The organism is Catenuloplanes japonicus (assembly GCF_000717135.1).
GTDB lineage: Bacteria > Actinomycetota > Actinomycetes > Mycobacteriales > Micromonosporaceae > Catenuloplanes > Catenuloplanes japonicus.
On sequence record NZ_JNXY01000033.1, the window covers coordinates 179,423 to 206,330 of the forward strand.

Genomic DNA, 26,908 nt, shown 5'->3' on the forward strand with positions numbered 1-26,908 from the left:
GGCGTGGCCGAGCCGGTCACCCGGGCGTGCGAGCATGGAGGGGATGACCACCACAGCATCGGGCGCCACCCACGCCTCCTCCCAGGTCCCGGCCACCGCAGACTCCGCTTTCGTGCGCGCGTGCCGGGGCGGGCCGGCGTCCCACACCCCGGTGTGGTTCATGCGCCAGGCGGGCCGCTCACTCCCCGAGTACCGCAAGGTACGCACGGGCATTCCGATGCTGGAGTCCTGCCGCCGGCCCGAGCTGGTGGCGGAGATCACGCTGCAACCGGTCCGCCGGCACGGCGTCGACGCGGCCATCTTCTTCAGCGACATCGTGGTCCCGATCGCGGCCGCCGGCATCGATCTGGAGATCGTCGCGGGCACCGGGCCGGTGATCGCGGAGCCGATCCGCGCCGCCGCCGACCTGGACCGGCTGCGGCCGATCACGCGCGACGACGTCGCGTTCGTGGACCAGGCGGTCCGGCTGCTCACCGCCGAGCTGGGCGCGACGCCGCTCATCGGGTTCGCCGGCGCGCCGTTCACACTGGCCAGCTACCTTGTCGAGGGCGGGCCGTCGCGGACGTACGCGCGGACCAAGGCCATGATGTACGGCGCACCCGACCTGTGGAACGCGCTGCTCGACCGGCTCGCGGACATCACGCTCGAATTCCTCCGCGTGCAGATCGGGGCCGGGGTCTCCGCGGTGCAGCTCTTCGACTCGTGGGCCGGCGCGCTCTCCGAGGCCGACTACCGCCGCTACGTGCTGCCCCACTCGCGGAAGGTGCTCGGCGGGCTGGCGGACGCGGGTGTACCCCGCATCCACTTCGGCGTCGGCACCGCGCTGCTGCTCGGCGCGATGGGCGAGGCCGGTGCGGACGTGGTCGGCGTCGACTGGCGTACGCCGCTGGACCAGGCGCTCACCCAGATCGGCCCCGGAAAACCGGTCCAGGGCAACCTCGACCCGGCCGTCCTCTTCGCACCGTGGCCGGTCGTCGAACAGCACGTACGCCGCATCCTCGACGAGGGCCGCGCCGCGCCGGGCCACGTGTTCAACCTCGGCCATGGCGTACTGCCGGACACCGACCCGGACGTGCTCACCCGCGTCGTCGAGCTGGTCCACACGGTCTCCGGCCGGTAACCGGGCCCATGGTCGAGCTGCCGCGGGTGCCGGAGGACGAGCCGGCGCTGCGTGCCGCCTACTCCCGGTTCCCGAGCGGCGTCGTGGCCGTGGCGGCGCTGGCCGACGGGAAACCGGTCGGCATGTCCGCCAGCTCGTTCACCTCCGTCTCCCTCGACCCGCCGCTCGTCTCGGTCAACGCGCACGTCAAGTCCGCCACCTGGGCGCGGCTGGCGGGGCGGCCGCGCCTCGGGCTGAGCGTGCTCAGCGAGGACCAGGCCGGCATCTGCCGTCGCCTCGCCATGCGCGGGCCGGTGGACCGGTTCGCGGGCGTCAGCTGGGAGGCGTCGGCGAGCGGGGCGGTGTTCGTCGAGGGCGCGACCGCGTGGCTGGAGTGCGAGGTCGTGCAGCGGGTGCCGGCGGGCGATCACGAGATCATCGTGCTGCGGCTGCACGCGGTGGCGACGTCGCCGGAGCGTCCGCCGCTGGTGTTCCACGCCAGCGAGTTCCACCGGCTGGCGTGAAGGCCGTCCGGCGTCTTTCTGCCTTGAGTTCGTTCCGCGGGACGACCAGATCCGATTTCCGCTTCCGGCGTGGTCCGGCCCGCACGCTGCCGTGGGCGATCGAGCTCGCCTGGGAAAGACCCCAGACCCAGATCTTCTCGCTTCCGGCGTGGTCGCGGTCCGCATGCTCCCGCGGGCAAACCTCGCGGCGGGCTCCGCCTTCGCTCCGCACGCCGCGTCGGAGCCGGTGCCGTCGTGTCAAGGACGGCGCCGGCGAACCGGCGCCCGGCCGCCGTCGGCCGCCGCCGGTCCGGTCGATGCGGGTTGTGGCCGCGATAGGCGGCTCGTGACATCTGGGCAGGCCGCCGGCGGTCGAGAGCGGTGCGATCGGTCACGGGGGATCTGGGTTGTCCACAGGCATGGTGGCGCGCCGGGGCGGACCGGCAGGGTGGAGACGTGGTTGAGGAGAGATACGGGCGGGGCCGCCTGATCGGGCGTGCGCGGGTGACGGTCTCGCGCGGGATCGGATGCTTCCGAGCGGTGGTCTCGCGCAGGACCGGACGCGTCCGGGCGGTGATTGACCGCGGGGCCGGACGCTTCCCGGCGGTGATCGCGTGCCGGGCTGGGCTTACCCGGGCGGTGATCGCGTGCCGGGCTGGGCTTACCCGGGCGGTGATCGCGTGCCGGGCTGGGCTTACCCGGGCGGTAATCGCGTGCCGGGCCGGGCGCGTCCGGGCAGTGACCGCATACTGGGCCGGGTGCGTCCGGGCGGTAATCGCGTGCGGGGCCAGGCGCGTCCGGGTGGCGATCGTGTGGTGGGCGGGCGCGGCCCGGGTCGTGATTCTGTGGTGGGCGGGCGCGGTGCGGGTGGGCCGAAGGGCAGGGGAGAGACGGGCCACCCGGCCCGGCGGCCGGGCCGGGTGGAGTGGCAGGCTGTTCGGCATGGGCAACGAGCGGGTCGCGGTCGTCGGAGGCGGCATCGCGGGGCTCGCGGCGGCGCTGCGGCTGCGGGAGCGGCTGGGGCCGGACGCGACGATCACCATCTTCGAACAGGGCGCGTCGCTCGGCGGGAAGCTGCGGACCGGTGAGCTGGCGGGTGCGCCGCAGGAGCTGGGCGCGGAGACGTTCCTCGCAGGCGATCCGGCCGGCGGCGAGTCGGCGGCGATGGCGCTGGCCCGGCGGGTCGGGCTGGGCGACCGGCTCGTGCACCCGGGCACCACCCAGGCCGCGCTGGTGATCGGTGGGGCGCTGCGCGACATCCCGGCCGGCACGCTGATGGGCGTGCCCGAGGACCCGGCGCAGGTGGCGTCCGTGGCCAGGATCGCCGAGGGCGCGGATGCGGACGGTGGCCGCCCGTTGCTGGACGACGGCGAGGACGTGGCGATCGGGGCGCTGACCCGCCGCCGCTTCGGCGACGAGGTGGTGGACCGGCTGGTGGACCCGCTGCTCGGCGGCGTCTATGCCGGTCGCGCGGACGAGCTGTCCCTGGACATGACGGTGCCGGGCCTGGCGATCGCCGCCCGCACCGAGCGAACGCTGGCGGGCGCGGTGCGCGCGGCCAAGGCCGCATCCGCACGCGCCAGGGCAGCGTCGGGTCATGGCACAGGATCTGGCCGTGATGCAGGGCTCGGCCGTGACGTGGCGGCGGCCGGCGGTGCGGGGCTGGCCGGCGGTGCGGGGCTGGGCGGCGGTGCGGGGCTGGGCGGCGGTGCGGGGGCGGATCACGACGCCGGGCCGCGGCGTGGGGCGGGACCGGGCCGGGTGGCCGGGCCGGGGCACCAGGCAGGGCCGGGCCGCGGTGCGGCGAAGTCTCCGCCGATCTTCGCCACCGTCGACGGTGGACTCGGGCGGCTGGTCGAGGCCGTGGCTGCGGCGGCAAAGGCCGACGTGCGGCTCGGACTGCCGGTGCGGTCGATCGTGCGGGCGAGCGACGGGTCCTGGACGCTGACCGTGGGCGCGGCGAACACGCCGGACGCGGGGGAGCGGCACCGGGCCGACGCGGTCGTGCTGGCGCTGCCCGCGAAGCCCGCGGCGCGACTGCTGGCGGACGTGGATCCGGCCGTGGCGGGCGAGATCGGCGGGCTGGAGTACGCCAGCCTCGCGCTGGTGAACATGGCGCTGCCCGCGGCCGAGCTGCCGCGCCTCTCCGGGCTGCTGATCCCGGGCGTCGAGGGGATGCTGATCAAGGCGGCCACGTTCTTCGGCGTGAAGTGGCCGCACCTGCGCCGGGCGGACGGTGTGGTGCAGGTGCGCGCATCGGTCGGGCGGTACGGCGAGGAACACCTGCTCCAGCGCGACGACGCGGAACTGGCGGCGATCGCGCACGCGGAGCTGTCCGGGCTGGCCGGAGCGTTGCCGCGGCCGATCGACACGATCGTGCAGCGGTGGGGCGGGGCGTTGCCGCAGTACGCGCCCGGTCATCGGCGGCGGATCGCGTCGGCGCGGGAACTACTGCGGGCCTCGCACCCGACTCTTGTGCTGGCGGGGGCGGGCTACGACGGGGTCGGCATCCCGTTGTGCGTGCGGTCCGGGGAGATCGCGGGCGACGAGGTGGCGGACGTGGTGCAGGCAAGTGTGGAGACAAGCACGGTGAGCAGGGAGAGCGCATGAGCGAGCAGACCAACGCGGGGCGGATCAAGGAGTTGAACGCCTCGATCCGGTACACGATGTGGTCGGTGTTCAAGGCCGACTCGCCGCTCCCGGCGCTGCGCGACGATCTGATCGCGGAGACGGACGAGCTGTTCGCGCAGCTGGAGGCGAAGGGCGTGGTGGTCCGGGGCACGTACGACGTGTCCGGGCTGCGTGCGGACGCGGATCTGATGATCTGGTGGCACGCGGAGTCGAGCGACACGCTGCAGGAGGCGTATTCGCTGTTCCGCCGCACCGCGTTCGGGCGGCACTTCAGCGCGGTGTGGTCGCAGATGGCGCTGCACCGGCCCGCGGAGTTCAACCGCAGCCACATCCCGGCGTTCCTGGCCGGTGAGGAGCCGCGGCCGTACCTGTGCGTGTATCCGTTCGTCCGCTCCTACGAGTGGTACCTGCTGCCGGACGAGGAGCGGCGCGCGCTGCTCAAGGAGCACGGCCAGATGGCGCGTGGCTATCCGGACGTGCGGGCCAACACGGTCGCGTCGTTCGCGCTGGGCGACTACGAGTGGATGCTGGCGTTCGAGGCGGACGAGCTGCACCGGATCGTCGACCTCATGCGCGACCTGCGTGCGTCCGGCGCCCGGCGGCACGTCCGCGAGGAGGTCCCGTTCTACACCGGCCGCCGCCGCTCGATCGCGGAGATCGCCGCCTCGCTGCCGTAACCGCCGTCGGCCCGCCTTTGCTCACGCGGCCGGTCCGCGATCTGCAGGGCGGGCCCGGCGCAGGCGGCCCGCGGCCTGCTTGCGCGGCCTGCTTGCGCGGCCTGCTTGCGCGGCCTGCTTGCGCGGCCTGCTTGCGCGGCCTGCTTGCGCGGCCTGCTGGGAGGGCGCCCACCTCGTACCGTGGAAGGGGTTAGATCTTGCCGGTTCCGGCGCCGGCGGTGACGATGGACTTCACCGAGCTGGCGGTGTCGCAGGTGTAGGAGTAGGGGATCGAGGCGACGCTGCCGCCGGTCTGGCCGGAGCCGGAGTTGACCAGGTGGTTGTTGCGCGCCACCAGCGTGCCGGGGCCCGAGTCGCCCTCACCCAGGTGGTACGGGTCGTCGACGTTCTCGAAGTAGTTGCACTCGACGAGCACGCCCGCGCCCTCGGTGGACGCCACGCCGTAGGACCCGACGTTGCTGTAGTAGTTGTTGAACACGTGCACGGGGTTGCCGAAGCGGACCCGCGGGTTGCGCTGGTTGGTGCCGTCGAACCAGTTGTGGTGGTAGGTCACCTTCAGCTTGCCGTTGTCCTCGCTCGCGTTGTCGTCGCTGTGCCCGAGCAGCATGTTCTTGTCGTGGTCGTGGCTGTGCACGTACGACACGGTGATGAAGTTGCTGGTCCGCTTGATGTCCAGCAACCCGTCGTAGCCGTTGGCCATGTCGAGGTGGTCCAGCCAGACGTTCGTCGAGTACTGCACGTTGATCGAGTCGTCGGACGCGTTCCGGAAGTTCAGGTTCTGGATGATCACGTTCTTGGCGTTGGCGATGTTCAGACCGCCGCCGGTGATCGTCGCGCTGGATCCGACGCCGCGGATCGTCTTGTTCGAAGCTACCTTCTGCATGCCGCTGATCGAGATCGTGCCGGACACGTTGATCACGGCGGCACTGCTCGACTGCATGGCGCTGATCAGGGCGGACGACGAGGTGACGGTGACCGGGGAGGCGCTGCCGCCACCGGTGGTGCCACCGTTCTGCGTCGCCCAGCCGACCAGGGCGGGAGCCGCGAGGGTGCCCGTGCCGGCATCGGTCTGCGGCGCCTCGGCCGCGTTGGCGATCGCGCCCATGCCGGCCGCGAGCACGACGGCCGTGACACCGGCGCCGATCGCGAGCGGAAGGGTGCGGCGCCGCGCGGTGCGGTGCCGGACCGGAGTGTTGTCCTGCATGTGCCGTTCCTCCTTCGGTGGGGTGTCCGCGGTGGACACCCCTCGACGGGAGGCGGTGACCCTGGCCGGCCGTGGGCGCGGCCGTTCCGGGTGTGCGAGGTGCGTGGTCAGGGCCACCGCCCGGCGCGGACCGGGGCTTCTGCCTGACCGTTACCGCGCCATGGGGCGATATTTCCGATCTCGGAGTGTTGGGCCGATGACCGGCGGTGTTAACGACTCCGAAACCTTCTGCCACCACCGTAGGCAAGCCCGCTCAAGAGGGTCAATGCGTTCTGTTTGCAGATTTATTGCGACAAAAGAGTGCAAGGGGTGCCGACCGGTGCGCGATTGGTTCGCGATGCGCCCGGTTCGGTCGGGTTTCAGCCTAGCGCCCGGCACCGGGTATTTGCAGTTGATGCGGGTCGATATGTGCATGCATAGCAGGATGCGACGATGCTCGACGGACTCGACGACATCTCCTGGCGGCGACTCAGCCACGCCTACGGTTCGGCCTCGGACGTGCCCGGACACCTGCGCGCGCTGCTCTCGGACGACGAAGGTGTCCGGCGGATGGCGCTGTGGCAGCTCGGCGGCAGCATCGTGCACCAGGGGAGCAGATATCAGGCCAGCTCCTACGCGGTCCCGTTCCTGCTGGAGATCCTGGCCGGCCCGTCGCCGCTGACCGGGTCGGAGCGGGTCCGGCTGGTGGAACTGCTCGGCGAGCTGGCCATCGGCGACCCCTCGTTCTACGCACCGGACGAGTCCGGGACGCCGGGCGGGTCGGGTACGCCGGGCGGGTCCGGGACTTCGGGCGGGTCCGAGGCGCCGGGCGGGTCGGTGGCGGGGCTGTTTCCGCTGGCGGAGATACGGGCGGAGGCGGCGGAGGGCCAGGCGCTGATGGCGGCGTTCGAGGCCGGGACGTGGGACGGCGACGAGTTCGAGCACTATCTGTTCGGGCTCGAGGAGCCGGACCAGGAGCGGCTCGGGTCGGTCTTGCTGCTGCGGGTCTACGAGGCGGTCCAGGCCGGACGCCCGCTGCTGGAGCGGCTGCGCGAGCACGATCCCGATCCGCGGTTGCGTGAGGCCGCGGTCGAGGTGCTCCGCTGGCTGCACTGAGTTTCCGGAGTTCGGGCAGCCGGCCGCTACTGAGTTCACCTGACCCCTTCGGGTGATGCCTCCCAAGCGTGAAGAAGTTTCGAATTCGGTCCGCGACGGGGCCTATTTTTCGGTCAGCTTTCGGGGATCGGCGTGAGGCCGAAGTCAGCCCGCGGGCCCGCTATTTTACGAAATTTCGGGCACGGAGTGCCCGGTTGCCTACGGTGGATCCGGGCCTTGACGCCGAAAGCTCATTAAATGCTGAAATTTCGGGCGCACAGCGCCCGGGATCCCGGCCGAGAGCGTGCGGCGGCCGGGCGTGCGGCGGCGGCCGGGCGTGCGGCGGCCGACCGGACAACCCGAGTAAGGCTCGGACGCGCTATGCGCAGTCGAGCACGCTCACCGTCTGCGTCGAGACGAGCCGGCCGCCGGGAGCGCCGACGTACGTGCCCGAGGTCGGTGGGATGTCGGCGTAGTCGCGGCCGGTGGCGACCGTCACGTAGGAGAAGCCGGCGCGGCGGTCGTTGCAGGGGTCGAAGGCCAGGGCGACCGCACCGTCGCCGGACGGCACCACCACCTCGACCCACGCGTGACTCGCGCCCTCGCCGATCAGGTGGCCGGAGACGTACCGCGCGGGGATGCCGGCGGCACGGCACACGGCCAGCATCACGTGCGCGTAGTCCTGGCAGACGCCCGCGCCCAGCGCCAGCGCCTGTGCCGCGGTCGTGGTCACGCCGGTCGCGCCGGGGCGGTAGGAGAGCGCGTGCCGTACCGCGTGATTGATGTTCTCGGCGAAGAGCAGCGGGTCGGCGGCCGCGCAGCCGGAGGCCAGCGTGCGCACCCGGTCGTCCGCGGCGGTCAGCCGGGTCGGGCGCAGCAGCGACGGGTCGCGCAGCGCGGCCGAGGGCAGCCGCGGCGGGCCTTCGGCCCGGACCCGGGAGAGCTCCGCGACCAGCCGGAACTCCAGCGACGAGGTGACGGACGGGACCAGCACGCGCAGCACGGAGTTGCCGGCCCGGTCTCGGCCGCTGCGGCGCGGCACCCGGACGGCGGGCCCGTCCGGCGCGAGGTGCACGGAGAGGCGGTGGCGGCGGCGGGCCTGGTCACCGTGCCGGGCGCGGGGCACGCAGACCAGCCGCTGCCGCACGGAGGTGACCGGGCTGTCGTAGGCGTAGCGGAACGTCTGCTCCACCCGGTACGTCACCCGGGCCGCGTTGTCGAGGTCGGTCCCCATGGGGGAAGGGTAGATCACGCACGACGGCTCCGGCGTTGCACGATCAGCAGCGACACCAGGTAGACGCCGCCGAACACGCTGGTCACGATGCCGACCGGGAGCTGTACGGACAGTGCGTGCTGGGCCGCGAAGTCGGACACGACCGTGAGCAGCGCGCCCGTCACGGCGGCGGGCAGTACGTTCGGGCCGGGGTGGCGGGTGAGGCGGCGGGCCAGGTGCGGCGCGGCCAGCGCCACGAACGGGATCGGCCCGGCCATCGCGATCCCGGCCGCGATCAGCCCGATCGAGGCGAGGATGGGCACGATCCGGGTGGCGAGCACGCCGACGCCGAGCGCGGTGGCGGTGTCGTCGCCGAGCTCCAGCATGGACATCCGGCGGTGGAAGAGCATGATCAGCGGCAGGAGGACGGCCAGCGTGACCGCGACCGTGGTGACGTGGGTCCAGTCGCGGCCGGAGAGGTTGCCGACCTGCCAGGCGACCGCGCGCTGGGCGTCGCCGAGCGCGGCACGGGTGAGCAGGTAGCCGTTGACGGCCATCAGTACGGTGGAGATGCCGACGCCGACCAGCACCAGGCGGTACCCGCCGAGCCCGCGGCGGCCGACCAGCAGCAGGATGAGCAGTGCGGTGCAGAGCCCGCCCGCGGCCGCGCCGAGCGAGGTGCCGAGCGTGCCGCCGGCGGTGAGCAGGATGGCCGCGATGCCGCCGGTGGCCGCGCCGGTCGTGAAGCCGATCATGTCGGGGCTGCCGAGCGGGTTGCGGCTGAGGCTCTGCATGACCGCGCCGGCCGCGCCGAGGCCGGCCCCGGCCAGCACCGCGACCAGCAGCCGGGGCAGCCGCAGCGTGCCGACCACGAACTCGGCCGCGGGCGGCGCGTCGCCGACGATCGCGGTGATCACGTCGGCCAGGGGCACCGGGAAGTCGCCGGTGGTCAGCGTGAACGCGGCCATCACCAGCAGCGCCACGGCCATGGCGGTGGTGACCACAAAGGCCCGAGGGGGTACGGCGTTCACAGGTGCACCACCCGGCGGGCACGCACGATGGCGATGAACACGATCCCCCCGATGACGTCCATGACGATGCCGACCTGGAGTTCGGCCGGGCGGGCGACGACGCGGCCGATCACGTCCGCGCCGAGCAGCACCACCGGCGCCAGCAGCATGCTGAACGGCAGCACCCACCGCTGGTCCGGGCCGGTGAAGGCGCGCACGATGTGCGGCACCATCAGGCCGATGAATGCGAGCGGCCCGCACGCCGCCGTGGCCGCGCCGCACAGCAGCGTGACCGCGGCCAGTGCCAGGACCCGGGTGGCGCCGACGCCGGCGCCGAGCGCGCGGGCGGTGTCGTCGCCGAGCGCGAGCGCGTTGAGGTTGCGGGCCAGCACCAGGCTGAGCAGGATGCCGGCCGCGAAGAACGGCGCGAGCCGCCAGAGCGTCTCGGTCTCGCGGTTGGCGATCGAGCCGACGATCCAGTAGCGCATCTGGTCCAGCGCGCCGCGGTCCGCCAGCTGCAGCGCCTGGTTGACGCCGGCCAGCGCGAACTGGACCGCGATGCCGGCCAGCGCGAGCCGGGCCGGGTTGGTGCCGCCTCGCCCGGCGCTGGCCCCGTAGGCGATCAGCGTGGCCAGCACCGCGCCGGCGAACGCGAACCAGACGTACCCGGCCGGCGAGGTGACGCCGAAGACGGTGATCGCGAGGACCACGCCCGCGGCCGCGCCGTGGTTGACGCCGAAGATGCCGGGGTCGGCGAGCGGGTTGCGGGTGAGCGTCTGCATGAGCGCGCCCGCCAGGCCGAGCGCGGCGCCGGCGATCAGGCCGAGGACGGTGCGCGGGATGCGCATCTCGCGCACGGTCACCACGTCGTCCGGGCTGCCGGTGCCGCCGAGCGCGGAGACCACGTCGCCGAACGGGATGGTCCGGCTGCCGACCGCGATGCTGAGCAGCACCGTGACCAGGAGCAGCACGCCTATGAGCAGGAGGCCGGTCAGGCGTCTTGTCACCGATGACTCCCTGCGCAGCACCCTGAGTTCTTCCGAAGCACAGGTAAGGCTAACCTTACCGGTCATGCGATACGACCTTGGTACCCGGGCCTCGCGCCGGAGCCTCCTCACGGGTGCTCTGGGCGTCGGCGCCACCGCGCTGCTGGCCGCGTGCGGCGACACCGCGAGCGACTCCCCGTCCACGTCCGGCAGTGCCGCGGCCGCGGGCCCGTTCACCTACACCGACGGCCGGGGGCGGCAGATCTCGCTGCCGAAGATCCCGACGAAGATCGTGGCCCAGATCAGCGCGGCCGCGGCGCTGTGGGACTTCGGCATCCGCCCGATCGGCATCTTCGGGCCGTCCACGAAGGCGGACGGCACGCCGGGCCGCGAGTCCGGCACGCTGGACCTGTCGGCCGTGACCTCCGTCGGCAACATCTACGGCGAGTTCAACATCGAGAAGTATCTGACGCTCGCGCCGGAGCTGCTGATCGCGGGCATGTTCGACCCCAAGCTGCTCTGGTACGTCCCGGAGGACTCCGAGCCGCAGATCGAGCAGATCGCCCCGACGCTCGGCGTGCAGCTGAGCAAGGTGACGCTGGCCGACGCGATCGGCCTCTACGCGGACCTGGCCGGCAAGCTCGGCGCGGACCTCGGCACGCCGGCGCTGGCGGCCGCGAAGACCGCGTTCGAGGCCGCGGACGCGACGCTGAAGACCGCGGGTGCGGCCGCCACCGCGGCCGGCCTGCGCGTCGGTGTGCTCTCCGCGAGCAAGGACACGGTCTACATGGCGGTGCCGCAGTACTACCCCGACCTGCTGCACTACCAGGCGGCCGGCGTGCCGATCGTGGCGCCGCAGAAGCCGGACGGCCCGGACGCCTGGTGGGAGTCGGTCAGCTGGGAGAACGTGGCCAAGTACCCGTTCGACGTGATCATGTACGACGCCCGGTCCGGCACGCCGCCGCACACCGAGTGGGCCAAGACGCAGCCGGGCTGGGCCGCGCTGCCCGCGGTGAAGAACAACCAGGTCATCGACTGGTACTCGGAGTCGCAGCACAGCTACCAGGGCTACACGCCGCACCTGACCGAGCTGGCCGCGAAGCTCGGGACCATGAAGAAGGTGGCCTAACCCGTACCCACCTGGCTCGTTGATCTTTCTGCGGAGAGTGCAGCGAGCCAGGCCGGGGGCGGTACGCGTGATCAAGCGGAGCAGGTTGTTCGGCGGCAAGACCAGGGTGACGTTCTGCCTGCCCGAGGGCGAGCCCGGCGGTACGGTCAGCGTGGTCGGCTGTTTCAACGGCTGGGAGCCGGGCAGACACGAGCTGGTGCCCCGGCGCAACGGCACCCGCAGCGTCAGCCTCCCGCTCGCGCCGGGGCGGTACCACTTCCGCTACCTCGCGACCGGCGGCGTCTGGCTGGACGACGAGGGTGCGGACGCGGTGATCGACGGCCTCGGCGGCCGGCTGGACCTGTGACGTTCGCGCCCAAGGCCGGTGAAACGGAAAAGCGTGCGGGAAGATCGAGGCTGAAGGCTCGATAAGGAGATCGTCATGCTTCGGTTCGGATACAAGGCCTCCGCCGAGCAGTTCAGCCCGACGGAACTGCTCGACTTCACTGTCCAGGCGGAGGAGTCCGGTTTCGACTCCGTCTTCATCAGCGACCACCTGCAGCCGTGGCGGCACACGCACGGCCACGCGCCGGCCGCGCTGCCCTGGCTGGGCGCCGCGCTGGCCCGCACCAGCCGGGTCGCGATCGGCACCAGCGTGCTGACGCCGACGTTCCGGTACCACCCGGCGATGATCGCGCAGGCGTTCGCCACGCTCGGCCTGATCGCGCCGGGCCGCGTCATCCTGGGCGTGGGCAGCGGCGAGTCGCTGAACGAGGTGCCGCTCGGCACGGCCTGGCCGGAGCCGAAGGAGCGTTTCGCGCGGCTCAAGGAGGCGGTCACGCTGATCAAGCAGCTGTGGGCCGAGGACCGGGTGGACTTCGAGGGCACGTTCTGGCGCACCGAGAAGGCGACGGTCTACGACAAGCCGGAGAACCCGGTGCCGATCTACATCGGAGCGTCCGGTCCGGCCGCGACCCGGCTGGCCGGGCGCATTTCCGACGGGTTCATCACGACCAGCGGCAAGGGCCACGACCTCTACACGGGTACGCTGCTGCCCGCGCTGTCCGAGGGCGCGGGCAAGGCGGGCCGTACCCTCGACGATCTGGATCTGATGATCGAGGTCAAGGTGTCGTTCGACCACGACGCCGAGCGCGCGCTCAACGACACGCACCACTGGGCCGCGCTGGCGCTCTCGCCGGAGGAGAAGACCGGCGTCGAGGACCCGATCGAGATGGAGCGGCTGGCGGACGCGCTGCCGGTCGAGCGCTCCGCGAAGCGGTTCATCGTCTCCACGGATCCGGACGAGCACGTCGCGAAGATCCAGGAGTACATCGACATGGGCTTCAAGCACCTGGTCTTCCACGGCCCCGGCCCGGACCAGCCGCGCTTCATCGAGGCCTACGGCAAGGAGATCCTGCCCCGTCTGCGCGAGCGGAACGCGAATTAGGTACTCCTTCCGTGGCGGAGGGTGACCACGGTCGCTCCGTCTGCCCTAGGGTGGCCCCTGCACCTTTGGCGCGCGCTCCGCGGCGGCGCAGGGGCCACGGCCAGCCGAGCGGCCGTGCCACCGGCGCGGGGGCCGTCCGGACGGCGGAGGAGGCTCGCAGGTGGCCCGCACCCTCGCGGTGTTGTCGCCCTTTCTCGGCGGCTGGTACTACGGCGGTCTGCTGCGCGGCGTGGCCCGCGTGGCCACGCACGTGGACGGCGGCGTGATCGCGGTGCAGACGCTGGACGCCGGCACGGATCAGGCCGGGATCACCGCGCCGTCCACGATGGGCGGCCCGGTCGCCCGGGACGTCGCGGACGGCTTCGTGGTCGTGACCAACGCGGTCCCGGAGGAGTACGTCACGGAGCTGCGCCGCACCGGCAAGCCGGTCGTCTCGGTCGGTCGCGCCTTTGCCGGCGCCGGGCTGGTGCGGCCGGACAACCGCACCGGCGTGCGCGCCGCGATCGCGCACCTGATCCGGCACGGGCACACCCGGATCGCGTTCGCCGGCTACTTCGGCGCCGCGGACGTGCGCGACCGGCACGCGGTCTACCTGGAGGCGATGCACGCCCACGGGCTGGAGACCGGCCCGGCGCTGCGCTACGACCTGCCGGACAACCAGGAGTCCGGCGGCCGGGAGGCGGCGCGGCGGATGCTGGCCGCGGGCGTGCAGTCCACCGCGATCCTGCTCGGCACGGACGCGAACGCGCTCGGGCTGGTGCGGGCGCTGCGCGCGGCCGGGCTCCGGCTGCCCCGCGACCAGGCCGTGATCGGCTTCGACGACCGGCAGGCCGCGTCGTACACGCAGCCGCGCCTGACCAGTGTGGAACAGCCGATGGAGTCGATCGGCGCGGCCGCGGCCGAGATGCTGCTGCGCCGGCTGGCCGGCGAGCAGGTCGCGGACCGCATCGACGTGCCGACCCGGCTGGTGATCCGCGAGTCGTGCGGGTGCACGCCGGGCAGCCGCGTGCTGGACGGCCCGCCGCTGCCGGACGAGGTGATCGCGGCCGTGGTCGTGCCGTCCGTGCCGGACCGGCTGCGGAGCCTGGTGTCGCTGCTGGCCCAGCCCGGCCGGCCGCAGGAGTTGCTGGAGGCCGCGCACCAGGTGCACGCGCTACGGGCCGGTGATCCGTCCGCGCTGCTGCTGGAGCTGATGGAGGCGCAGGGCCGGGCGCAGTTCGACGAGCAGACCCACCTGCACCGGGTGCTCAGCACGCAGTACGAGGTGAGCCTCGACCTGCTGCGCAGCCACAAGCAGGACCCGCGGGCGCTGGGCTGGCTGGGCCGCACCGGCGTCCGGGCCGGCGCTCTCGGCGTCTGGCGGGACACCGGCAAGACCGTGGAGATCGCCGGGATGTTCGGGCTGGACGCGTCCGCGCTGCTCAAGAGCGTGATCCCGGTCGCCGAGTTCCCGCCCGCGGCGCTGCGCCGGATCGCGGCCGAGCACCCGGACGGCACCGTGTTCGTGGCGCCGGTCAAGGTCGCGGACCGGGACTGGGGCCTGCTCGCGGTGGTGGACGCGATCGACGACCGGGTCGCCACCGGGCGCGAGCCGCTCAACCAGTGGTCCGCGCTGCTCACGGTGGCGCTGGACCGGGAGGAGCTGGTCGCGCGGCTGCACGCGCGTGAGGCCGACCTGGAGCACGCCGCGCACTATGACAATCTCACCGACCTGCCGAACCGTGCGCTGGCGCTGGACCGGCTGCGCGAGGCGATGGAGCGCGGAGACGCGCACGCGCTGCTCTTCCTGGACCTGGACGGGTTCAAGAAGGTCAACGACAACTACGGGCACGCGGCCGGCGACGAACTGCTGATCAAGGTGGGCGAGCGGCTGACCGGCGCGCTGCGCGAGCGGGACACGGCGGCCCGGCTCGGCGGCGACGAGTTCCTGGTGCTGGTGAACGGCCTGGAGCACCCGGCGCAGGCGCGGCAGGTGGCGGAGCGGATGAAGGACGTGGTCTCCGCGCCGTACGCGCTGCGCGACGTCCCGGACCGGGTCACGATCGGTGCCAGCATCGGCGTGTGCGTCGGCGGCGAGGAGTACCGGGACGCGGAGAAGCTGATGTCCCACGCGGACATGGCGATGTACGACTCGAAGACGCGGAACAAGGGCTCGGTCACGGTCTTCTCGATCGCGATGGCGCAGCGCCACGAGGAGCGCCGCCGGGTCGAGCAGGAGCTGCAGCGCAGCTTCGACGCGCGCCGGTTCGACCTGCACTACCAGCCGGTCGTGGACCTGCGCGAGCGCCGGACGGTCGCGTTCGAGGCGCTGCTGCGCTGGCGGCACCCGGAGCGCGGGCTGATCGACGCGGCCGAGTGGGTGGAGTTCGCCGAGGGCAGCGGCGTCCTGGAGTCGATCGAGGTGCGCGCGATCAGCGAGGTGACCACGCAGGCCGGGCGGTGGCGGGACACCGGCATCGCGCTGCGCCTCAACGTGGGCCCGAGCCGGTTCTGGGGCGGGACGCTGGCCGAGGACGTCCGGGCCTGCCTGCGCGCGCACGACGTGGACCCGGCGCGGTTCGCGCTCGAGGTGACCGAGGGCGTGCTGATGCAGGACCCGGAGGCCGCGGTGGCGGTGCTGGGCACGCTGCACGCGATCGGCTGCGAGGTCCACCTCGACGACTTCGGCACCGGTCACTCGTCGCTGGAGCTGCTGCCCCGGCTGCCGATCGACGCGCTGAAGATCGACCGCTCCTTCGTGTCCCGGATGGGCCGGGACGCGAAGGCCGACGACATGGTCCGCTCGATCGTGCAGCTGGGGCGCAACCTGGGGCTCGGCATGATCGCGGAGGGCGTGGAGACCGAGGAGCAGCGCGGCCTGCTGCTCGGTCTCGGCTGCCACCTCGGCCAGGGCTTCCTGTTCTCACCCGCGGTCCCGGCCGACGAGGCCCGCACGCTCATGACCTTCACCCCGTCGCGGTCGTGAAAGCCCCGCCGGGTTTTCGCCGGCCACGGCGGAACCGGCTCCTCGCGACGAGCGGAGCGCCGGCGGAGCCCGACGCGAGGTTTGCCCGCGGGAGCAGCGCTGCCGGACCACGCCGGAGGCGGGAAGATCGGGGTCTGGGGTTGTCCCCAGGTGAGCTCGAGCGCCCGTGGGAGCAGCGCTGCCGGACCACGCCGGAGGCGGGAAGATCGGGGTCTGGGGTTGTCCCCAGGTGAGCTCAAGCGCCCGTGGGAGCAGCGCCGCCGGACCACGCCGGAAGCGGGAAATCCGCTGTCAGGGCTTGGGTTCCAGGCGGACCGAGATCGAGTTGACGCAGTGCCGCGTGTTCTTCGCGGTCATGCCCTCGCCGCGGAACACGTGGCCCAGGTGTGAGTCACAGTTCGCGCAGCGGATCTCGGTGCGCAGCATGCCGAGCGTGCGGTCCTCGATCTCGACGACCGTGCCCGGGATGGCGTCGTCGAAGGACGGCCAGCCGCAGTGGCTGTCGAACTTGGTGTCGCTGCTGAACAGCTCCGCACCGCACGCGCGGCAGTGGTAGACGCCCTCGGTCTTGGTGTTGACGTACTCGCCGGTCCAGGGGGCCTCGGTGCCGGCCTGACGGAGGACGCGGAACTCCTCCGGCTTCAGGCGGACGCGCCACTCCTCCTCGGTGACCGGCAGGGCGTTCTTCTCGATGGTCATGCCTCAACGGTACCCCTGCTGCCGCCCCGGCCCCCGCCCCCAAACCGGCCTTCGCCTGCCCTTTGGCGGCTGCCAGTGTCCTGCTGCGCACCTGCCCCGTTAGGCGTGGAGTGCGCGTGTTGGACCGTTTTGCGCCTAACAGCCGTTAGGATCAGAGCAAAACGGTCTTTAACTGTAAATATCATCATAAGCCTCCCCTGCCACCCTGAGGAGATCACAGCGTGACGAGCATGAAGCGGCGCATCATCGCGGCGGCGACGCTGCCGGCCGCCGGACTCACGATGTTCGCGGCGGCGCTCGCGCTGGGCGCCCAGCCTGCCAGCGCGGCGCCGGACGACACCAACGGCGTTGCCAACAACGCCAAGGTCGGCCTGCCGATCAACGCGCCGGTCGACGTGTGCGGCATCGCGGCCGGTCTGCTCGGTGACGCGACCGCCAAGTGCGCCGTCCCGGTGCGGATGGCCCCGACCCCGGACTACGACGGTCCGGCCCGTGGTCAGGGCGGCTACGGTACGCCGTCGCCGGGCGGCCCGGGTGCGGAGACGCCGCCGGAGACCCCGCCGACCTCGCCGGGCGGCCCGAGCGACGAGACCCCGCCGGAGACGCCGGGCCTGCCCACGCCGACCCCGTCCGGCTCGGTGCCGAGCGCGGGCGAGCAGGAGGTGCCGCCGGGTGGCGGCGTCTCCAACGGCTCGCCGGAGGCCCCGACGACGCCGACCGGTGGCGAGCAGGGCGGCGAGCTGCCGCTGACCGGTGCACCGCTGGCCGGTGTGGTCGGCGCGGGCGTGCTGGTCACCGCCGGTGGCGCGGCGCTGCTCTACGCGGGCCGGCACCGTCGCCGTTTCGAGAGCTAGAGGCTGGATCACCACGCCGCCCGGAGTCCGCACGGACCCCGGGCGGCGTTGTCGTCACGTAGGGTCCGAGCATGGCGTCTAAAGCCGAGGAGATCGAGGTCGCCGGCCGGGCCGTGCGGCTGACCAGCCCGGACAAGGTCTATTTCCCCCGCCGCGGGTTCACCAAGCGGGACGTGTTCGAGTACTACCTGGCCGTCGGTGACGGCATCATGCGCGCGCTGCGCGACCGGCCGACAACGCTGCAACGCTTCCCGGACGGCCTCGACGGGGAGACGTTCTTCCAGAAGCGGGTGCCGGCACGCGGTGTGCCGCCGTGGATCGGGTCCGCCACCGTCACGTTCCCGAGCGGGCGCACCGCCGAGGAGCTCTGCCCCGCCGACCTGGCACACGTGGCCTGGGCCGCGCAGATGGGCACGATCGTCTTCCACCCGTGGCCGGTGCGCGGTGCGAAGCCGGACGAGCCGGACGAGCTGCGCATCGACCTCGACCCGCAGCCCGGCACCGGCTTCGCGGACGCGGTCACGGTGGCCGGCACGGTCCGCGAGGTGCTCTCCGAGCTGGGCGCGACCGGCTATCCGAAGACGTCCGGCGGGCGGGGCGTGCACGTCTACGTGCGGATCGCGCCGCGCTGGTCGTTCGTCGAGGTGCGCCGCGCCGCGATCGCGCTGGCCCGCGAGGTGGAGGCGCGCCGCCCCGAGCTCGCCACCACGAACTGGTGGAAGGAGGAGCGCGGTGAGCGGGTCTTCCTCGACTACAACCAGATGGCGCGGGACCGGACGATCGCCTGCGCGTACAGCCTGCGGGCGAACGAGCGCGCCACCGTGTCCACCCCGGTGACCTGGGACGAGCTGCCCGACGTGGAGCCGGACGACTTCGACCTGCGCACGGTTCCCGTGCGGCTGGCCAAGGCCGGCGACCCGCACGCGGGCATCGACGCCGCCGCCTTCGACATCACGCCGTTGCTGGAGTGGGCGGCCCGCGACGACCGCGGCGATCTGCCCTATCCGCCGGAATATCCCAAGATGCCCGGCGAGCCGATGCGGGTCCAGCCGTCCCGCGCGCGCACGAAGGGATCCAGCGACGCGTAAATGGGATACAATCCCCGGACTGCGACGGCGATGGGGGTACGGCGATGGCGCTCGCACGGATATCCGCACTCCTCGGGCTGGCCGGCGCCGTGGTGCACCTCACGCTCACCGGCGCGCACGCGGCCCACGCGCCGCTGCTCACGGTCGGGCTGGTCGTGCTGGCGCTGGTCTGCGTGCCGTGCAGCGTCCGGCTCTGGCGCAGCCCGCACGACCGCGCCGCCTGGCGCGGCGCGCTCGTGGTGGCCGGCGTGATGACCATGCTGCACCTCGGCCTGCGCCCGGACGGCGGCATGCTCGCCGCCGTCCTGCTGGTGGCGCTGCTCCAGGCCGCCGCCGGAGTGCTCTTCCTCAGCCGGCCGGGCAGCGCAGGTCGCGTTCCGGCGCCGTCAGATCGATGAGATAACCGTCCACCGCGCGCGTGATGCACTGCGTGTTCGGATAGGCGGTGTGGCCCTCGCCCTCCCAGGTCAGCACCTGGCCGGTGCCGAGCATGTTCGCCAGCACCGCGGTCTGCTCGTACGGCGTGGCCGGGTCGCCGACCGTGCCCACCACCACGATCGTCGGCGCGCCCGTGGCCGGCCCGGTCGGGTACGGATCCTTCGCCCCCGGCCAGAACGCGCAGCCCAGCATGCCCATCGCCAGCGGCGCGCCGAACAGCGGGTACGTCTTCTCCCACTCCAGCTGCAGCGCGCGGATCTGTTCCGGGGCCACGGTCTCGTCGCTGTCCGCGCAGTTCACGGCCAGCAGCGCGTCCGCCTGATTGTCGTAGGTGCCCCGGTCGGTGCGGCTGGTGTACGTGTCCGCCAGCTCGAACATCTCGTCCGGCTCGCCGTCGCGCAGCGCGCCCAGCGCCTTGCCCAGCTGCGGCCAGTACAGCTCCGTGTAGAGCGCGGCCACGGCGGAGTAGAAGATCCAGCCGGCCGTGGCCTCGCGCCCGTCCGACCCGGTCAGCGGCGTCGCCCGCGCCTTGTCCAGCAGCTCGGTCAGCGCGCCCCGCGCGTCCGGCCCGATCGGGCACTGGGCCGGCGTCCTCGCGCACCAGGCGGAGAAGTTGTCGAACGCGCGCTCGAAGCCCTTCGCCTGTGACTCCGAGCCGGCCACCATGCCCTGCTGCGGGTCGACCGCGCCGTCCAGCACCATGGCGCGGATGTTCTGCGGGAACAGCTGCGCGTACGTGGCGCCGAGCAGCGTGCCGTACGAGTAGCCCAGGTAGGTCAGCTTCTCGTCGCCGAGCGCGGCCCGGATCGCGTCGATGTCCCGCGCGGCCTGCTCGGTGGAGAACAGCGGCAGCTCGGCGCCGTACTTCGCGCCGCACGCGTCGCCGATCCGCTTGTTCAGCGCCACCAGCTCGTCGAACTCGGCCTGCGTCGCCGGATCCGGCTCCGAGCCGTAGCTGGCGTCCAGATCCTTGTCCGAGATGCACTTCACCGGCGACGACCGGGACACGCCGCGCGGGTCGAAGCCGACCAGGTCGAAGCGCTCCAGCACCTCGGACGGCAGGCCCTGCACCTGCGGGCCGAACGACAGGTACGCCGCGGTGTCGATGCCGGAACCGCCGGGACCGCCCGGGTTGATCAGCAGCGAGCCGATCCGGTTCTTCTGCTGCCCGGACCGCACCCGCATCAGCGCCAGGGAGAACGTGGCGCCGTTGCCCGGGTTGTTCCAGTCCTTCGGCACGGTGATCTCGGCGCATTCGTAGCGCATCCGCGGCGCCTTCTGCCCGAACAGATCCTGCGGGATGTCCGCGCAGTTGCGCCAGGCGAGGTTCACGGAACCGGGCCCGCGGGTCGCGGCGTTGTCGCTGACGTCTCCGCCGCCCGGGGAGAAGACCGGCAGCGAGCAGCCGGACACCGTGAGCACCGTGGCGACCAACGCGACCAGCACGCGGTGAGGTGTACGCAGCACTGCGAGTCCCTTCGAACGGCGATCTGCCTCAGTGAGACTATCCGGTCACACTGGATGCACCCGACCCGCCGCTACCCGGCATGATCAGGTGAATGAGCGGGGTACTCAGCGGTTTCGCGGCGATCTGGGCCATCGCCACGCTCGGATACCTGCTCGCGCGCGGGCGGGTGCTCGGCGAGCACGCGCCCGAGGTGCTCGGCCGGCTGGTCTTCTTCGTCGCCACGCCCGCGCTGCTGTTCGTCACGCTCAGCCGCACCAGCCTGGACCGGATCGTCACCGGCGCGCTGCTGGTCTTCGTGGCCGCCACGATTCTGGTCGCGGTCATCTACACGCTGATCGCGCGCCTGGTGTGGAAGCGGAGTACCCGGCGGGCCACGATCGGCGCGCTCGGCGCGTCCTACGTGAACGCGGCGAACCTGGGACTGCCGATCGCGGCCTACGTGCTGGGGGACGTGTCGCTGGTCGTACCCGTGCTGCTCTTCCAGGTCCTGCTGGCCGCGCCGTTCGCGCTGACCGTGCTGGACCTGGCCAGCGGACAGGGCCGCCCGTCGCTGAAGAGCCTGCTGCTCCTGCCGGCCCGCAACCCGATCATGGTGGCGTCCGTGGCCGGCATCGCGGTCGCCGTGTCCGGCTGGACACCCCCCGAACTGCTGCTGGAGCCGTTCACGCTGGTCGGCGCCGCCGCGGTGCCGGCCGCGCTGCTCGCGTTCGGCATGTCGCTGCCCGGCGCACGACCGCTGCGACCAGGCCCGGAGGCGCCGGACCGGTACCTCGCGGTCGGACTCAAGGTCATCGTGCAGCCCGTGCTGGCGTACCTCATCGGCCGTTTCCTGGTCCACCTCCCGCAGGACCAGCTCTTCGCGGCCGTGGTGACGTCCGCGCTCCCCGCCGCGCAGAACGTGTTCGTCTTCGCGCTGCGCTACAAGGAGTCCGAGACGCTCGCCCGCGACGTGGTCATGCTCTCCACACTGGCGTCCGCGCTCACCATGATCGTCGCCGCGGTCTTCCTGACCTGACAGATCAAGATCAAATTCTCGCCACGGTACGGCCGGAACTCCGCCGGCCCGGCCGTGCCTTGACCCCGGACCGTATCGTCGAGCGGTCATGAGCAGCGAAGACACCCACCCCGAGCCACCCGCCTGGATCCGCCGGCCCGCGCGGGTGATCGCGCTGCTCGTGGTCGTCCCGATCCGCCTGGTCTGGGAGCTGCTCACCCGCTCCGTGCGGTTCGTCGGGGAGGCGCTCAGCTGGGCCGGCGTCAACCTCTTCTGGATACCGGTCCGCTGGTTCGCGGTGCACGTGGTCGCCCGCCCGCTGCGCTGGATCTTCGTCCACCTGATCCTGGCCCCGATCGCCTGGGTCGCGGTCACGCTCGTCTACGAGCCGCTCCACTGGCTGGCGCGCGGGCTCCGGCGGGTGTTCGCGGCCGTCGCCCGCGGCCTGGTCCGGACGCGCGACGCACTCCGGTCCGTGGTGGCCGCTGCCGCCGGCCTGATCGGCGCCGGCTTCCGGCTGCTCGGGCGCGGCATCCACCGCCGGCTGCTGCGGCCGATCGGCCTGGCGCTCCGCCGGTCGGGCCGCGTGCTCGCGGACGCGCTCGGCCGGCTGTGGCGGCACTCAGCGGTACCACTCGCCCGCGGGGTCGCCTGGATCTGGCGTCACGCCGTCGTGATCCCGGCCCGCGCGCTGGGCCGCGGGGCCGCCTGGGTCTGGCGCCACCTGGTGCTGGTCCCGCTGCGGGCGTCCGGCCGTGCCGTCGCGTGGGTCTGGCGTCACGTGGTGCTGGTGCCGCTGCGGGCCTTCGGCCGTGCTGCCGCGTGGGCATGGCATCGCGGGTTCGTCATCCCGGTCCGGGCGCTCGGCCGCGGGATCGCCTGGGTCTGGCGTCACGTGGTGTTGGTCCCGCTGCGGGCGCTCGGTCGTGCTGCCGCGTGGGTGTGGGATCACGTGGTCGTGATTCCGGTCCGGGCGCTCGGCCGTGCCATCGTGTGGGCCTGGCGTCACGCGGTGTTGTTCCCGGTCCGGGCGCTCGGCCGCGGGATCGCCTGGGTCTGGCGTCACGTGGTGTTGGTCCCGCTGCGGGCGCTCGGTCGTGCTGCCGGTGCCGCTGCGCGCGCTGGGCCGGGCCGCGCTCCGGTTCTGGCGCGTCGTGGTGCTGGCGCTGGGCCGGGGGATCGTCCGCACCTGGCACTACCTGGTGCTGGTGCCGTTGCGGGCCTGCGGCCGCGCGACCGTGTGGGCCTGGCAGCGCGCCGTCGTGATCCCGCTGCGCGCGCTGGCCCGCGGCGTCCGGTGGCTCTGGCGGCACCTGGTGGTGGCCCCGATGCGTGCCGCCGCTCGGGCCGCTGCCTGGACCTGGCGGCACACCGCGGTCGCGGCCGCGCATGCCGTGGCTTTGACCTGGTCGCGGACCGTCATGCCGGCCCGCCGCTGGTTCCGCGCCGAGGTCCGGCGTCCGGCCGCGGCCGCGGTCCGCGACGTCCTCCTGGTCATGGGCCTGCGGCGTCGCTGACGGGCTGCCCGGCAGCGTTTCACGGGTGCCGCGCCTTCGAGGATCAGGTCGTCCCCTGCCGTCGGATCGGCATGGGGACGACCTGATCACCGGCGAGCCGACGGACAGCCGGCTGGCGGGCGGGGCGTCCTCCGGCGGGCCGGAGGACGCCCCGCGGGTCCGGTCGCGGGTCCGGTCGCGGGTCCGGTCGCGGGTCCGGTCGCGGGTCGGAGCCGCCGACTACTGTGCTCTCGGCGTCGAGGTCCACACCCGCCTTGATCGACGGGCACTCCGTGCCCGAAATTTCACGAAATACCCCGTGATCGTGGCAGCCCGGCCCTGACGTCGAAAGCTCAGCAAAGCCACCGGTCAGAGTGCCGGCAGCGACTCGCACAGTGCCGCCGGGAACTCCGGCTGCTGCGGGTGCACGATGCCGCAGCCCGCACCGCGCCCGACGGCGACCGTGGTCCACCCGTTGTCGAAGTACAGGAAGTATCGCTGCCAGCGCGCCGTCTCCACGCAGCCCGGCCGCCCGCCCTCCGGCCCGCAGGCCCCGGCGGCGTCGTTGATCTCGAGCACCGCCCACGTACCGTCGCAGGCTCTGATGTTCCAGGTGGCGTGCTGTGGCACGTCGCCGACGGCGTAGCGCCACCAGCTCGGGTCGCACGGATCCGCGGGCGGCCCGTCGCAGCCCCACAGGTGGTCGCACCGCCGGTAGCCGTCGCCGTCCGGTGCCCACTGCGAACTGTTGTCGAGCTGCAGGATCCGGTCGCCGAGCGGTGCCGACGCGGTCAGCGTCACGGTGGCGGGCGCCCGTTCCGGGCAGCGGTTCCTCTCTGCGTTCTGGAGCGAGTCGACCCTGAGCTCGCCCCGCACCCGCTCGTCGTCCTCGCTGATCGCGCTGACGCGTGGGTCGCGGGCGCACTGCTCGGCGCCGGCCGGTACGGCCAGCTCGACGACGGCCTCGGCCGGATCGGTGCCGCGTCGCACGGCGGTGACCTCAGCGTCGACCGTCACCCATTCGTCGGCCGGGGCCGGCGACGGCGACGGCGTCTCCGGGACCGGTGTCGGGTCGCCGCCGGCCCGCCGGATCGCGTCGGCGCCGCTGCCGGACGCGATGGTCAGGTCGCCGGTGCGCAGCAGGTCGCTGCCGACGTCCATCACGATCACCAGCTTGTCGACGGCGACGCCGATCAGGATCGCGTCCATGCGGTGGCTGTCGTCCCGCACCCGTTCCATGAGCGTGCTGTGCTCGCCCCACCATCCGGTCCGCACCACGTGGTGCGCCGGGTAGCCCGGCCCGCTGCCGCAGCGCTGTACGTCGGCGCGCAGATCCTCCGCCACCTGCGCGGCGACGCCCGGCGCGTACACGGCCACGTACTCGTACACCAGGTGCTTGCCGGGCGTTCTGAAGTGCACGGTGGTGGCGGAGGCCGGCTCCGGGACGACCGTGTCCGGGCACGGCCGGGGCGGCAGCGGGTGCAGGGCCTGGTCCGGGCCGCCCTCGACCGGATCGGTGCCGGCGGCCGCCAGCCGGAGGTCGGCCGGCCCGGCGCCGGAGCTCCCGGCGAGTCCGGCGGCGCCGAGCACGGCGCACAGCAGTAGCGCGGCCACGGCGGGCCGTCGTCTTCGTGATGTCATGCCGAGCAGTCTCGAACATCCACAGAGGACGGAGATGAGTACGCGTACTCGGGTCAGCGCGTGCCGAGCACATCCGCAAGGTTGAATCGGACGGGCCGCTCGAGCTGCTCATAGGTGCAGCTCTCCGGCGTGCGGTCCGGGCGCCAGCGCTCGAACTGGGCGGTGTGCCGGAAGCGGACGCCCTCCATGTAGTCGTAGCGGACCTCGACCACGCGCTCCGGCCGCAGCGGCGTGAACGACAGGTCCTTGCCCGCGTTCCACCGGCTCTGCTCGTTGCGGCGCGGTGTGCGCTCGCCCTGTTCGTGCGCGGCCCAGTTCCACGGGTGGCCCTCGAAGTCCGTCACCAGCGGCTGCAACTCCTGGAACAGCTCCTGGCGTCGGGCCATCGGGAACGAGCCGATCACGCCGACCGAGACCAGCGTGCCGCGCTCGTCGTGCAGGCCGAGCAGCAGCGAGCCGATCCGGTCCTCGCCGGACTTGTGCGTGCGGTACCCGGCGACCACGCAGTCCGCCGTGCGCTTGTGTTTGATCTTGGTCATCACGCGTTTGTCCGGCTGGTACGTCAGCTCCGGCCCCTTCGCGATCAGCCCGTCCAGCCCCGCGCCCTCGAACTCGGCGAACCAGCGCCGCGCGGTCTCCAGATCGTCCGTGAGCGGCGTGACGTGGATCGGCGGCGCGGCGTCGGCCAGCGCCTCCTCGAGTCGCCGTCGGCGTTCGGCGAACGGCAACGCCGTGAGGTCCGAGGAGTCCAGCGCCAGCAGGTCGAACGCCACGAAGCTGGCCGGCGTCTCCACCGACAACAGCTTCACGCGGCTGGCCGCCGGGTGGATGCGCTGCTGCAGCGCCTCGAAGTCGAGCGTGTTCCGCGCCGTGTCCGCGACGATTATCTCGCCGTCGATCACCGCGCGCTCCGGGAAGTGCGCCAGCACCGCCTCGACGACCTCGGGGAAGTAGCGGGTCAGCGGCTTCTCGTTGCGGCTGCCGATCTCGACCTCGGCGCCGTCCCGGAAGATGATCGACCGGAACCCGTCCCACTTGGGCTCGTAGAGCTGACCGGCCGGGATGTCACTTATCGGCTTGGCGAGCATCGGCGGGATCGGCGGCATCTGCGGAAGATCCATGAGACCTGCATACACCCTGATCACGCGTACTTAAAGGGACACGTCCGCGAAGATGGCCGCGTGATCGGATCCGGCGTGCACGGCCGCGGTCATCGTGTCGTAGATGGGCCACAACCTGCCGTTACGTCCACCCCAGACGCCGCGCCGCGCGATGCCGCCACCGGTGCACGCGGCCCAGAGCGGCGGCGACAGCAGCACGTAGTCCAGCTTGTTCCGGGCGGTGCAGGAGCCGTACGTGCCGGGCCGCCCGTCGTCGTCGAACGCCGGGTGGGTGGAGACGTCGCGCAGGTCCGTGCCGGTCAGCAGCGGGGCCAGCGGCGCGCTGTCCGGCGTGTCGTTGAGGTCGCCGAGCACGGCCACGTGGCCGACGCCGCGCGCGGTCAGGTCCCGGTAGATCGCCGCGACCCGGGCCGCCTGCCGTCGCCGGATCGCGTCGGAGGCGAGCTTCCCTCCGTACCCCTTGGACTTGAAATGGTTGATGAGCAGCGCGACCGTGGCGCCGGACGGGGTCCGGAAGTGGTATTCCGCGCAGTCGCGGCTGAAGACCCGGCCCACGTCGTCGACGTCGTCGACGTGGCTGCGCTGCGCGATCAGCGGGTAGCCGGCGGTGGAGAGCACGCCCACGTCGATGCCGCGCTCGTCGTTGCCGTCGACCACCATGACGTGCGGGTAGATCGGGCGGCGGTCCTCGGACAGACCCGCGTCCGCGAACCGTTTGAGCGCCAGCCGCGACTCGGCCTCGACCACGCCGACCAGGTCCGCGCGCACGTCGCGGAGCACGCGCGCGGTGTTGGCCAGCGCCAGCTCGTCGCAGCGGTCCGTGGTCAGCTCGACCCAGCCGATCCAGTCGGCGCGGCCGCCGGCCACCACGTGCACGACGCCGTTGCGGGAGCGGCGCAGCAGCCGGCCGCGGTTCTGACGCAGCCGGGCGTACCGTGCGGCGTCGCCGTTGCGGAGCCCGAGCCGCTGCAGCTCACGCAGGATCGCGGCCTGGATCTCGTCGGTGTAGACCGGCTCCTCGAGCAGCGCGGTGACCGACTCGAACGCCTCCAGCACCGGGCGGCCGGCGGCCCAGTTGCGCGGGTCGAGCGCGCGGGCGCGGTTGAACAGGTTCTCGACGTTGTAGGCGGCGATTCGCATCGGACCCCCTCAAGGCAACGATCAAGGCTCTGAGCGGCAGATTGTCGCCAGT

Annotated in this window: 23 protein-coding genes; 14 read left to right on the plus strand and 9 right to left on the minus strand. The window is 72.7% G+C overall.

The window, feature by feature from the left end; translation table 11 throughout:
- The first annotated feature begins 43 nt into the window (after window positions 1-43).
- From hemE to hemQ, 4 genes are all read left to right on the plus strand, one after another.
- Window positions 44-1,120, plus strand: coding sequence for a uroporphyrinogen decarboxylase (hemE, locus tag OP04_RS38125; protein WP_033344809.1), 1,077 nt, complete (start codon window positions 44-46; stop codon window positions 1,118-1,120).
- An 8-nt stretch (window positions 1,121-1,128) separates the two neighbouring features.
- On the plus strand, window positions 1,129-1,623 hold the full coding sequence (locus OP04_RS38130; RefSeq protein ID WP_033344810.1) for a flavin reductase family protein: 495 nt from the start codon (window positions 1,129-1,131) through the stop codon (window positions 1,621-1,623).
- A gap of 921 nt (window positions 1,624-2,544) precedes the next feature.
- A complete protein-coding gene (gene hemG, locus OP04_RS38135; protein ID WP_033344811.1) occupies window positions 2,545-4,212 on the plus strand; it encodes a protoporphyrinogen oxidase in 1,668 nt (555 codons plus the stop codon).
- Entirely contained in the window at window positions 4,209-4,910 is a 702-nt protein-coding gene (hemQ, locus tag OP04_RS38140; protein ID WP_033344812.1) for a hydrogen peroxide-dependent heme synthase, read from the plus strand. Before hemG ends, hemQ begins: the two co-directional genes overlap by 4 nt.
- A gap of 190 nt (window positions 4,911-5,100) precedes the next feature.
- Here hemQ and OP04_RS38145 read toward each other — a convergent pair whose 3' ends face one another.
- Entirely contained in the window at window positions 5,101-6,114 is a 1,014-nt protein-coding gene (locus OP04_RS38145; protein ID WP_033344922.1) for a pectate lyase family protein, read from the minus strand.
- Between the two features lie 432 nt (window positions 6,115-6,546).
- Here OP04_RS38145 and OP04_RS38150 point away from each other — a divergent pair, with 432 nt between their 5' ends.
- Window positions 6,547-7,209 carry a hypothetical protein gene (locus OP04_RS38150; RefSeq protein WP_033344813.1) on the plus strand — a complete coding sequence of 221 codons (663 nt, stop codon included), beginning with the start codon at window positions 6,547-6,549 and terminating at the stop codon, window positions 7,207-7,209.
- A gap of 358 nt (window positions 7,210-7,567) precedes the next feature.
- On the opposite strand, the gene OP04_RS38155 is transcribed toward OP04_RS38150, so the two are convergent.
- Genes OP04_RS38155 through OP04_RS38165 form a run of 3 tightly spaced genes read right to left on the minus strand, consistent with a single transcriptional unit; the run spans window position 7,568 to window position 10,418 of the window.
- A complete protein-coding gene (locus OP04_RS38155) occupies window positions 7,568-8,422 on the minus strand; it encodes a transglutaminase family protein (RefSeq protein ID WP_051799707.1) in 855 nt (284 codons plus the stop codon).
- A gap of 14 nt (window positions 8,423-8,436) precedes the next feature.
- Complete coding sequence (locus OP04_RS38160) at window positions 8,437-9,432, minus strand: FecCD family ABC transporter permease (RefSeq protein ID WP_051799708.1); 996 nt, start codon at window positions 9,430-9,432, stop codon at window positions 8,437-8,439.
- Window positions 9,429-10,418 carry a FecCD family ABC transporter permease gene (locus tag OP04_RS38165; protein WP_232323888.1) on the minus strand — a complete coding sequence of 330 codons (990 nt, stop codon included), beginning with the start codon at window positions 10,416-10,418 and terminating at the stop codon, window positions 9,429-9,431. The genes OP04_RS38160 and OP04_RS38165 overlap by 4 nt, the downstream gene beginning before the upstream one ends.
- 64 nt (window positions 10,419-10,482) lie before the next feature.
- Between OP04_RS38165 and OP04_RS38170 the strand changes: the two genes are divergently transcribed.
- The 4 genes from OP04_RS38170 (at window position 10,483) to OP04_RS50535 (ending at window position 15,917) form a co-directional block, all read left to right on the plus strand.
- Window positions 10,483-11,526: an ABC transporter substrate-binding protein gene (locus OP04_RS38170; protein WP_033344815.1), complete on the plus strand. Its 1,044-nt coding sequence runs from the start codon at window positions 10,483-10,485 to the stop codon at window positions 11,524-11,526.
- 67 nt (window positions 11,527-11,593) lie between these two features.
- Entirely contained in the window at window positions 11,594-11,872 is a 279-nt protein-coding gene (locus OP04_RS38175; RefSeq protein ID WP_033344816.1) for an isoamylase early set domain-containing protein, read from the plus strand.
- A 75-nt stretch (window positions 11,873-11,947) separates the two neighbouring features.
- Window positions 11,948-12,952, plus strand: coding sequence for a glucose-6-phosphate dehydrogenase (coenzyme-F420) (gene fgd / locus OP04_RS38180; RefSeq protein WP_033344817.1), 1,005 nt, complete (start codon window positions 11,948-11,950; stop codon window positions 12,950-12,952).
- A gap of 160 nt (window positions 12,953-13,112) precedes the next feature.
- The gene (locus tag OP04_RS50535) at window positions 13,113-15,917 is read left to right on the plus strand and encodes an EAL domain-containing protein (protein ID WP_051799709.1); all 2,805 of its coding nucleotides are present in this window, start codon (window positions 13,113-13,115) and stop codon (window positions 15,915-15,917) included.
- Between the two features lie 291 nt (window positions 15,918-16,208).
- On the opposite strand, the gene msrB is transcribed toward OP04_RS50535, so the two are convergent.
- Window positions 16,209-16,616, minus strand: coding sequence for a peptide-methionine (R)-S-oxide reductase MsrB (msrB, locus tag OP04_RS38190; RefSeq protein WP_033344818.1), 408 nt, complete (start codon window positions 16,614-16,616; stop codon window positions 16,209-16,211).
- Between the two features lie 221 nt (window positions 16,617-16,837).
- Here msrB and OP04_RS38195 point away from each other — a divergent pair, with 221 nt between their 5' ends.
- From OP04_RS38195 to OP04_RS38205, 3 genes are all read left to right on the plus strand, one after another.
- Window positions 16,838-17,470: a hypothetical protein gene (locus OP04_RS38195; protein WP_157240915.1), complete on the plus strand. Its 633-nt coding sequence runs from the start codon at window positions 16,838-16,840 to the stop codon at window positions 17,468-17,470.
- 71 nt (window positions 17,471-17,541) lie between these two features.
- The gene (gene ligD / locus OP04_RS38200) at window positions 17,542-18,558 is read left to right on the plus strand and encodes a non-homologous end-joining DNA ligase (RefSeq protein WP_033344820.1); all 1,017 of its coding nucleotides are present in this window, start codon (window positions 17,542-17,544) and stop codon (window positions 18,556-18,558) included.
- A 44-nt stretch (window positions 18,559-18,602) separates the two neighbouring features.
- Window positions 18,603-18,956, plus strand: coding sequence for a hypothetical protein (locus OP04_RS38205; protein ID WP_033344821.1), 354 nt, complete (start codon window positions 18,603-18,605; stop codon window positions 18,954-18,956).
- On the opposite strand, the gene OP04_RS38210 is transcribed toward OP04_RS38205, so the two are convergent.
- Window positions 18,907-20,442, minus strand: a complete 1,536-nt coding sequence (locus OP04_RS38210; RefSeq protein ID WP_232323889.1) for an alpha/beta hydrolase — start codon at window positions 20,440-20,442, stop codon at window positions 18,907-18,909. The genes OP04_RS38205 and OP04_RS38210 overlap by 50 nt on opposite strands.
- Window positions 20,443-20,555: 113 nt before the next feature.
- Between OP04_RS38210 and OP04_RS38215 the strand changes: the two genes are divergently transcribed.
- Both OP04_RS38215 and OP04_RS38220 read left to right on the plus strand, forming a co-directional pair.
- Window positions 20,556-21,479 carry an AEC family transporter gene (locus OP04_RS38215; RefSeq protein ID WP_033344823.1) on the plus strand — a complete coding sequence of 308 codons (924 nt, stop codon included), beginning with the start codon at window positions 20,556-20,558 and terminating at the stop codon, window positions 21,477-21,479.
- A gap of 88 nt (window positions 21,480-21,567) precedes the next feature.
- On the plus strand, window positions 21,568-23,061 hold the full coding sequence (locus OP04_RS38220) for a hypothetical protein (RefSeq protein ID WP_033344824.1): 1,494 nt from the start codon (window positions 21,568-21,570) through the stop codon (window positions 23,059-23,061).
- Window positions 23,062-23,323: 262 nt separating this feature from the next.
- On the opposite strand, the gene OP04_RS50540 is transcribed toward OP04_RS38220, so the two are convergent.
- Genes OP04_RS50540 through OP04_RS38235 form a run of 3 tightly spaced genes read right to left on the minus strand, consistent with a single transcriptional unit; the run spans window position 23,324 to window position 26,856 of the window.
- A complete protein-coding gene (locus tag OP04_RS50540; RefSeq protein WP_157240916.1) occupies window positions 23,324-24,595 on the minus strand; it encodes a hypothetical protein in 1,272 nt (423 codons plus the stop codon).
- A gap of 53 nt (window positions 24,596-24,648) precedes the next feature.
- Window positions 24,649-25,716: an ATP-dependent DNA ligase gene (locus OP04_RS38230; RefSeq protein ID WP_033344825.1), complete on the minus strand. Its 1,068-nt coding sequence runs from the start codon at window positions 25,714-25,716 to the stop codon at window positions 24,649-24,651.
- Between the two features lie 30 nt (window positions 25,717-25,746).
- Complete coding sequence (locus tag OP04_RS38235) at window positions 25,747-26,856, minus strand: endonuclease/exonuclease/phosphatase family protein (RefSeq protein ID WP_033344826.1); 1,110 nt, start codon at window positions 26,854-26,856, stop codon at window positions 25,747-25,749.
- Window positions 26,857-26,908 lie beyond the last annotated feature (52 nt).